11 protein-coding genes are annotated in these 8,793 nt (G+C 30.2%); 8 read left to right on the top strand and 3 right to left on the bottom strand.

Going from position 1 to position 8,793, the window contains the following annotated elements; all coding sequences use genetic code 11:
• Positions 1 to 135: 135 nt before the first annotated feature.
• From KPL51_RS21010 to KPL51_RS20990, 5 genes are read left to right on the top strand one after another with little or no spacing between them, the layout of a single operon-like run.
• A complete protein-coding gene (locus KPL51_RS21010; RefSeq protein WP_216166011.1) occupies positions 136 to 393 on the top strand; it encodes a hypothetical protein in 258 nt (85 codons plus the stop codon).
• A complete protein-coding gene (locus tag KPL51_RS21005) occupies positions 362 to 1,033 on the top strand; it encodes a hypothetical protein (protein ID WP_216166009.1) in 672 nt (223 codons plus the stop codon). Before KPL51_RS21010 ends, KPL51_RS21005 begins: the two co-directional genes overlap by 32 nt.
• Positions 1,017 to 2,024, top strand: coding sequence for a hypothetical protein (locus tag KPL51_RS21000; protein ID WP_216166007.1), 1,008 nt, complete (start codon positions 1,017 to 1,019; stop codon positions 2,022 to 2,024). Before KPL51_RS21005 ends, KPL51_RS21000 begins: the two co-directional genes overlap by 17 nt.
• Entirely contained in the window at positions 1,988 to 2,953 is a 966-nt protein-coding gene (locus KPL51_RS20995) for an AAA family ATPase (protein WP_216166005.1), read from the top strand. The genes KPL51_RS21000 and KPL51_RS20995 overlap by 37 nt, the downstream gene beginning before the upstream one ends.
• A 44-nt stretch (positions 2,954 to 2,997) precedes the next feature.
• Positions 2,998 to 4,311, top strand: coding sequence for a DUF58 domain-containing protein (locus KPL51_RS20990; RefSeq protein ID WP_216166003.1), 1,314 nt, complete (start codon positions 2,998 to 3,000; stop codon positions 4,309 to 4,311).
• Positions 4,312 to 4,353: 42 nt separating this feature from the next.
• On the opposite strand, the gene KPL51_RS20985 is transcribed toward KPL51_RS20990, so the two are convergent.
• Positions 4,354 to 5,301 (bottom strand): stage II sporulation protein M, encoded by a 948-nt coding sequence (locus KPL51_RS20985; protein ID WP_216166001.1) that lies wholly within the window; start codon positions 5,299 to 5,301, stop codon positions 4,354 to 4,356.
• 99 nt (positions 5,302 to 5,400) lie between these two features.
• On the opposite strand from KPL51_RS20985, the gene KPL51_RS20980 reads away from it, so the two are divergent.
• Positions 5,401 to 6,093: an RDD family protein gene (locus KPL51_RS20980; RefSeq protein ID WP_216165999.1), complete on the top strand. Its 693-nt coding sequence runs from the start codon at positions 5,401 to 5,403 to the stop codon at positions 6,091 to 6,093.
• A 118-nt stretch (positions 6,094 to 6,211) separates the two neighbouring features.
• Here the strand turns inward: KPL51_RS20980 and KPL51_RS20975 are convergent, their stop codons facing one another.
• Positions 6,212 to 6,826 carry a DUF975 family protein gene (locus KPL51_RS20975; RefSeq protein ID WP_216165997.1) on the bottom strand — a complete coding sequence of 205 codons (615 nt, stop codon included), beginning with the start codon at positions 6,824 to 6,826 and terminating at the stop codon, positions 6,212 to 6,214.
• 247 nt (positions 6,827 to 7,073) lie between these two features.
• On the opposite strand from KPL51_RS20975, the gene KPL51_RS20970 reads away from it, so the two are divergent.
• A complete protein-coding gene (locus KPL51_RS20970; protein ID WP_216165996.1) occupies positions 7,074 to 7,400 on the top strand; it encodes a hypothetical protein in 327 nt (108 codons plus the stop codon).
• Between the two features lie 74 nt (positions 7,401 to 7,474).
• Here the strand turns inward: KPL51_RS20970 and KPL51_RS20965 are convergent, their stop codons facing one another.
• On the bottom strand, positions 7,475 to 8,173 hold the full coding sequence (locus KPL51_RS20965; RefSeq protein WP_216165994.1) for a cyclic nucleotide-binding domain-containing protein: 699 nt from the start codon (positions 8,171 to 8,173) through the stop codon (positions 7,475 to 7,477).
• 191 nt (positions 8,174 to 8,364) lie between these two features.
• Here KPL51_RS20965 and KPL51_RS20960 point away from each other — a divergent pair, with 191 nt between their 5' ends.
• A complete protein-coding gene (locus KPL51_RS20960) occupies positions 8,365 to 8,790 on the top strand; it encodes a DMT family transporter (protein ID WP_216165992.1) in 426 nt (141 codons plus the stop codon).
• Positions 8,791 to 8,793 lie beyond the last annotated feature (3 nt).

The raw sequence follows: 8,793 nt of genomic DNA, 5'->3' as shown, positions 1-8,793 counted from the left end.
CTAAAAATTCCTTTTTGTAAATAATTGTAAATAAATATCTTTTAAGTAAATAATTAGTTTCTAAATTCATTCAGCGGAATATAAGTTACAAGCTCCCTTCAGAGTTTTATAGGCATTGTGGCAGGTATGATTTATATGCTTCTAAAGTTTTTGAATATTCAACAAGATTTACTGGCCTATGGGACTATGATGTATAATTTTTTACAATGGCCTATTAGTCTCTTATCAGGGCTGGTTATATCGCCACTATTAACAATTATGATGACGCACTTATATTATAATCAAAAATTTAAAAAAGAAGGCTATGATATATCACTAAAGCTAAACAAAATAAAAAAGGACTATGAAAAGGGGCAGTTGTGTGAGGGTAATCAGTATGGCGACACCAACTAAAAAAGAGTTTGATCTTATCGTTAACAATATACTTCAGGGTTCTGAATATGAACACTTAAGAAATACCGTATTAGATTTTATTACTAAAATTAAGGAAGACATAAGTCAGTGGATAGGAAAACTAATTAATAATACTATTTCAAACATCCCAGCTCCAGATTCCCTATCAAATAATCTAGCTAATATATTAATAGTTATTGGAATCTTAATGATTTGTACAATAGTGGTATTAATAATTGTAAAAGCAAGCAAAACTTTCGAGAGAAAATCAAGAATTAAGGAAATTTTAGGAGAGAAAATCCTCGATAAAACCACTCCTAGCAGTTTGAGACATACAGCGGCTTCCTTCAGACAAAAGGAAGATTTTAGAGCAGCTATTAGATATGATTTTATTGCTATTTTGCTATTGATGCACGAAAAGAACATTATTTATCTTGATGAATCCAAAACCAATGAAGAGATTTACCAATATTTAAAGAAAAGTAAATTTTCGGGATTTTCAGTATTTGATTATTTAATAAGTGACTTTAATTACTCTTGGTATGGTCATAGGGTTTACAATAGGGAATCCTATGACAAGGCTTTCCAAAATATTAATCTGATTTGGGACGAGGTGCTAGCATATGAAGAAGAAAACTAATAAAGATCTATTCTTATTTATTTTAATTATACCCCTGTTTCTTTTTCTGTCTTTATACATTTCTACAAGAATGGAGAAAAACTTGCCCCCATTTTCTGTAGTAAATAAATCTAAAATGGGATATAGTGTATTTTATCAATCATTAAATAAGCTTAATTATCCAGTAGAAAGAACATTAAAACAGTTGATTAGATGCAAAACTAATAGTGTGCAGCTAATACCGCCTGGAGGGAAATTTAATATAAATGATCAAGAGGTAAAACAATGGGTAGAAAAGGGTGGAGTGCTAGTTTATATTACACCAGAAACGTCTGAATCTATTAAATATGCAACATCAATTGATGCAAAAGGAAATATAAAACTGTATACATATGGTAAAGGCAGAATCATAAATGCTGATGCAGATTTTATGACAAATAAAACGCTCCTTAAAGATACCACAAACACTTATGATCTTATTAAAGAAATTGATAATTATTCTTATGATAAATTATATTTTAATGAATCCTATTTGTTTTCATCAGCTACTACAAAATCAATTTGGGATGCAATACCAATCAGATTTAAATATATAATTTATCAAATTTTAATAGTTCTAATTGCATTTTTTTATTATAAGGGTAAGCAGTTTGGTAAAGCTATGCCATTCCACGAGGAAGTAGAACGAAGCGAAAATGAGTATTTATATTCGGCAGCTTCTCTTTATAGGCAAGCTAAATGCTGGGATTTGATGGTAGATAACTATTATAAGAACTTTTTAAAAGGCTTTGTGGGTAAGGAAGAAGAATGGTTAGAGTATTGGGAAAAAGAGAAAATACCATCTTTAAATCAGGCTAAAAGTGTTTTTGAATTTATGAAAAAGAGAAAAAATAAAATAAAGGTAAAAGAATATATTCATGTAGTAACTATGATAGAACATCTTAATAAAATTTTAGACAAAAGGAGCGGTCTGCATTGGAAAACATTGAAAAAGACTTTACAAGAAAACTAGTAGAAAAAATAAATAATGAAATAAAAAAAGTTATAGTAGAACAGGAGGAACTAGTAGAATATTCTCTAATAAGTTTGTTTTCTGGTGGGCACGTACTACTAGAAGGTTTTCCAGGTGTTGCCAAGACTTTGATGGTAAGAGCTTTAGCAAAGACACTTTCAGTAGATTTTAAAAGAATTCAGTTTACACCCGATTTAATGCCATCAGACGTAACAGGTACAAAGGTATTTAATATGGGTACAAGAGAGTTTGAACTTAAGAAAGGTCCTATTTTTTCTAATTTTATATTAGCCGACGAAATTAATCGTACACCTCCTAAAACACAGGCGGGCCTTCTTGAAGCTATGTCTGAGAGTACTGTTTCAATTGATGGAGAGATGTTTACCCTTAATGCACCTTTTATGATATTTGCAACACAAAATCCACTAGAGTATGAAGGCACTTATTCTTTGCCAGAAGCACTTGTAGACAGATTTATGATGAAGCTTATAATTGATTATCCCTCGATATCCGCAGAAAAAGAAATTTTGAAACGTCATAATGAAGGCTTTTCAAGTGTAGACTTAGATAAGTGTGATTTACAAAGAGTTTGCTCAGCTTCCGACATCTTAAAATGCAAAGAAGAAATTCAAAATGTTAAAGTGGATGAAGCTGTTATGGAATATATTGTAAAAATCGTTTATGAAACTAGAAATAATCCTATTATTGAAATCGGAAGTTCTCCTAGAGGAAGTATTGCACTACTTCAGAGTTCTAAAGCTTGTGCTGCTATTTGTGGACGAGATTATGTAATTCCTGAGGACATAAAAAAAATGGCAATCCCAACACTAAGACACCGCATAACCTTAAAGCCAGAACTAGAACTAGAGGGTATTATGCCCAAAGAGGTACTTATAGATATACTTTCTAAAGTAAAAGTACCCAGGTAAAAACACCTAGGTAAAAAGTACCGAGATAGGGAGGGCGGATATCAATGGGTATTACCAAGCGATTTCTATATTTGTTATGTGGTGGAATTGTGCTTCTTATATTATCACTGCTTACAAATAATTCACTTACAGTGTTTGTAATTTATAATTTAATATGTGCCACTTTATTAATAATTGATTACTTTATTTCTGTAAATGAAAGTGACATATCTATTGAACGTATTGGCACAGATAAGTTGTCAATATATGAAAAAGAAGCTATTGGTGTTCAAATTTTTAACAAGAGCAACTATAACCTCAGTTTGGAGCTAGTGGATGAAATTCCAGATTTCTATTTTAAAACTGAAAATATTATAATGAAAGGTACCGCTTTGCCTAGGGAGAAGAAAAATTTCCAATACTTCATATTTCCTACTAAGCGTGGAGCTTTTACCTTTGAAAATATTCATGTTAAATGTAAGGGAAGACTGAAGCTTTGCACAAAGATATTCAAGGTGTCACTCAAACGTGACTATAAGGTTTATCCAAACATGAAAAATCTTCGTAAATACAAGCTTAATATGTGTAATAATCGTTCTTTTAAACAGGGGCAAAAAACATTAAAAACTCTTGGAAAAGGTACCTCTTTTGAAAGTTTAAGAGAATATGTAGCAGGGGATGAGTATAGAAAGATTAACTGGAAAGCAACTGCTAGAGGTAATAAACCAATACTAAATCAATACGAACCTGAAAAAGATCAGCACGTTCATATCTTAATAGATACTGGGAGAGCTATGAGCTACACCGTTAGAGGGTTTAGAAAACTTGATTTAGTTGTTAATACAGCCCTTATTCTTTCAGATATAGTCAATCAAAATGGTGATAAGTCAGGCCTCATGGTATTTAATACTAATGTAGATAATATGATCATGCCTGGCAAGGGAGCTGGTCATAGAGGCAAAATCATGGATGCTCTTTATCACATCGATAACACTAATCAAACTTCTAACTATGATGAAGCTTTTTACTATTTAAAAAAGAAGGAGCGCCATAGAAGCATTGTTTTCTTTTTTACGGATTTTAACACCCTAGAGGAAACAGAAAGTATACTAAAGGTTCTACCAATTATTTCTAAGAATAATCTAGTGGTTATAATTCTTATAAAAAATGAAAGTATAGAATTAATAAGCTCACTTAAAATAAAAAGTAAAGAGGATTTATTTAATAAAGGAGTTGCTCTAGAAATTGTTGATGAAAGACGTAAGATAATAAATCTCTTAAATCGAAAAGGAATTCTTTGCATTGAATGTGCTCCGGAAAAACTGGAATACACTGTGGTTAATAAATATATCCAAGTGAAAAACCATAGTTATCTGTAAAAAAATAGATAAGTTTATCGTTTGGATAAACTTTTCTAGATGTTACTTTTTTACAAAGTGTGGAATAGAAAAATAAACTGTTAATAGTATTGCAGAAACAGCAGCAAAAATAAGCTTTGATGATGCACAAATGTCTAGAGGGGTAAAGAAGCCTTCTATAATTCCTGCAATTACAAGCATAAATATTACACCGATTATTAGGGAGACAGATTCTTTTGCACCTTTTATCAAAGAATGTTTTCGTGAATATTTACCAGGTAGTAGTATGCTTTTAGCAATTATAAGTCCTGCAGCCCCTGAAATAAAGATAGCAGTAAGTTCAATTACTCCATGAGGAAGAATAAGAGACCAGTAGTTTAACGGATTACCATACGTATAAACTAGTGCTGTTAGAGCCCCAAGCATGGCGCCATTAAAAAATAATACATAGATTGTTCCTATTCCAAGGGTTATACCCATAACAAAAGCTTTTAAGGAAACAGAAATATTATTTACCATAATATAACTGGACATTAAGGGGTAGTTCCACTGTCCACTACTAGATTTCCCGCTTTTTATTGTAGCAATTAAGTTTTCTGGAAGAAACATAGTAGCATTATCAACATTGATAAAAACTAATATCATGCTTAATAGGGCCCCAATAGCAAAAAAAGAGAAGGAACATATTATAAACCATTTATACTCCTTTAAAAGCTTTGGAAAATCATAAGCAATATATTTCAATAAAATACTTGGTGACACTTTTTTCACCGCATAAACATAACTATGGCATTTACCAAGTAGGGAGTTTAAATAAGACACCACATAGCTTTTAGGGTAATGAGTTCTAGCATATGCCAAATGATGGCTTGTTTGCCTAAAAGCTTGTAGAAATTTCTTTACATCTTTAGAAGGTATAGATTTCAAACCACTTTTATTTATTATGTTGGCGAGAGATTCAAGTTCTCCCCAAGTTTCAGAATTTACTTTTATGAATAGTTCCTCATTCAATATTTTCACCTCATGCTTATTTTACCAAATTAATTGTAAATTGTGTAGATTATATGTAGATTTCTCAAAAAATATTGTATAAAGAGTTGGAGGAGTACCATGCAAAAAATTAAAATTACAACACCAGAAAATATAGAAGTTGAATATACACTAGCAGGACTCGGTTCACGAACTGGCGCTGTACTTATCGACATGATAATTCAAGGTGTAATGTTTTTGATACTGGGAATAGCACTACTACTAATGGGATATTTCTCGCCAGATTTCTGGAAAGAAAACTATGGCTGGATTATTGGAGGGACATTACTTTTATATGCCCTAATAAGTTATGGTTATTTTATAGCTATGGAACTAAGCATGAATGGTATGACAATTGGTAAAAAATTCTTTAGAATTAGAACTATAAGAAACAATGGTCAACCTATCACACTTAAGCATTCTGCACTAAGAAATTTATTTCGAGTGTTTATTGATGTTTTTGGTATAGGTGTGGTATTAATATTTTTAACAAAGGAGCATAAGAGAGTGGGTGACTTTGTTGCATCAACAATTGTTGTTACAGAAAAAAATATAGCTCGTCCGATTACCTTAGAAGGTCTTCAAAGACTCAATGAGCATTATAGGTATCTCATGTCGGAGGAAGAATATGAAGTGCTGAGAGAATATGCTCAACGAAAGCATAGCATGGGGGATTACAGCTGCCTAAAAGAACAACTAAATAAATATTTCAGTAAAAAATTTGAGGCACAGGTAAATTCAAGTGAGTGGGACGACTTTTGGGAGGGCCTTTAAAATTTATAAAGATAATATTAAAATAGACCTAATACAGATTAGCAAGTAATGTTAATCTGTATTAGGTCTATTTATTATACCTAGAAAATCACAATTTTATCTAAGGTAAACTATCCTATTAATATATTTTCTTTTCATTAGTAGCTTTTATATTGTCATAGAAGTTTGCAATAGAACCATATATATATGGTGTTAACCATAAATAACCTATTCCAAGTGTTAGTATTCCTAGTAATCCCCAGCCTATGAAACTTAAATGTAGGCAAAATAGTTTCCATTTAAAACCTATCATCATTTCCTTGCTTCTGTTTAATGCTTCCATTGCACTTATTTCAGGATTGTCACATAATATATAGAATACCATGGAATATCTATAAGATGCTATTATTCCTGGTATTAAAAGAAGTAATGACCAAAGAAAAACAAATATAAGTATTAATAGTTGTGCTATTAAGGCAGTAGAAAAATTTTTGAACCCATCAAATAAATTTTCAAATATAAAAGGTTCATACCTAACAAGTTTTAAAAAACAAATAGAGAGACCTAAGGTCAAAGGTCCAGATAATAATATGCCTATGATTCCGCCGAAGTAAGGAACGTAACTAGGCAAACCACATATTATGGAGAATATTAGACATAATAAGATAGCAGTGCCCCAATTTCCCTTGAGTTGTTCTCTTGTAGATAGTTTAATGTTAGAGTTAGTTTTTATAGGTCCATTGTCAAATTGCATATGTTTCCCCCTTAAAATAGTAAATGATTGCTCATTATACATTCTACTAATAATTACTTTGAATTATGTTAAAAAAGGTATAAAGATAAAAACATATGTGAATTTATAATTCAAATATTCTTCAATATGTGTTAAAATATAAAAGTTGTGGGAAAGATTTATAAAAGTAACTTTCTTAAAACAAACAACTCGGTGATATTAATAATATATCAACAAATAATATTACCTGTTAAAAAGGAGAGCTAAAATGAAAACATTTCAGGATTTAGTTAAAGAGACTTTAGAGGTTCAAGATTTAGAGGAATTAGAATCAGCAGCAGACTTATTTCAGTTTGGCATTGAAAAAGGACATTACAATAAACGCCAAGCAGACCAATTTAACGTTACCTATTGGAAAATGAAAAATACATACTTAGCTTATGAAGTTGCTAAAGAGATAAAAGGTAACAAATTAGATATAATTAGCATGGTTACTAGCGCTCCAACCGAAATAAAAGATGACAAAAAAGAACTTCTTAATTATATAAATGGGAGAGTTAAGGCACTAAAGGGTAAAATGAATGGAATGAAATAGCGCTGATATTTTAGAATAATAAAAAAAGGACAGATATTATTATAAGTGGGTGAGCTTATAATAATACTTGCCCTTTATTCATATAAATCCCCTGCAAGTTTTTCCAATGCATTTTTATTTAGGATAATAATAGAATTTTTTTCTTTTCTTATTATGTTTTCCTGGCATAATTTATTTATAGTTCTAATTAAATGTCTATAGCTTGTTCCAAGCAAATCTGCCATTTCTGTAAACTTATCTGTTATAATTCCACCATCTAAATTTGAACGCTTACTATTTTCTGGCGCAATAGCAAGTAGATAACTTGATAATCTATTTTCTAGTGGATAAAGAATATTTATTGAACTAACGATAGAGGAGCTTATAAATTTCTTGCCAAGGCTTGTACACATATACTTTAAAAAAATTGGGTCATTAATAGCATATTTTCTTAGATTTTTCATTGATATGCCAATGCACAAACAGTCGTTTATTGCTTCAATATTTGAATTAGCGGTATCGCAATCAATAAATTCCACATCACCAATTATATTTAGTGGTTTATATAATCTAAAAAGAAGAGATTTACCATTTTTTAGAATAGTATATACCTTTACTTTACCTTCAACAAAAAAATAAAAATAATTTATGGGTTCATCAGTTTTTACAATGTGGCTTCCTTTTTCAAATAAATGTAGCTCCATATATTTTTTCATGTTTATTCCGAAAAAACTTTCAATGTTATATTTTCCCATATAATTGTCTAATTCAGTTTGATTATTTATGCGTTTCATTAAAATTCCTCCTTGGACCTTTTTAGGGGTGATACAAATTAGTATGTTTATATAGGTATTAGTATAATAGTTTAATTTGGTTTTGTATAATTAATTTAGCAAAAATATGACATGTGTCATATAGAAGCCAAAAGTTTTATGATAGTCTTATTAAAGAAGAGTAGGGCACTATTAAAGAATGGGGGAACTAAATGTATAAAATATCTGCAGTATTTATAGGTATATTAATTGCTATAATGGTAACGTTTAATGGGCTTTTAGTAAATTATACTAATCAATATAGGTCAATATTAATAATTCATATAGTAGGACTTATAGCTATAACTATTATTTTAATATTAAGAAAAGAAAAATTTAACCTAACAAAGAATATTCCCATTTATTTGTTTAGTGGTGGTTTAATAGGAGTTTTGATGGTTTTCTTAAATAATTTATGTTTCAATTCCCTTGGAGCTTCTTTAACACTATCCTTAGGAATTTTTGGACAATTAGTATTAGCCTGTTTTATAGATCATTATGGACTATTTGGATTAAATGTTTATAAATTTAAAAAGAAAAAAATTATTGGGTTTTTTATAATATTTTCTGGTTTAGTCACAATGATTTATTTAAAATAGGGA

It is taken from the genome of Clostridium bowmanii (assembly GCF_018861315.1).
GTDB lineage: Bacteria > Bacillota > Clostridia > Clostridiales > Clostridiaceae > Clostridium_AD > Clostridium_AD bowmanii.
The sequence above is the reverse complement of the archived record's forward strand: the minus strand, read 5'-3'. Positions and strand labels throughout refer to the sequence as shown.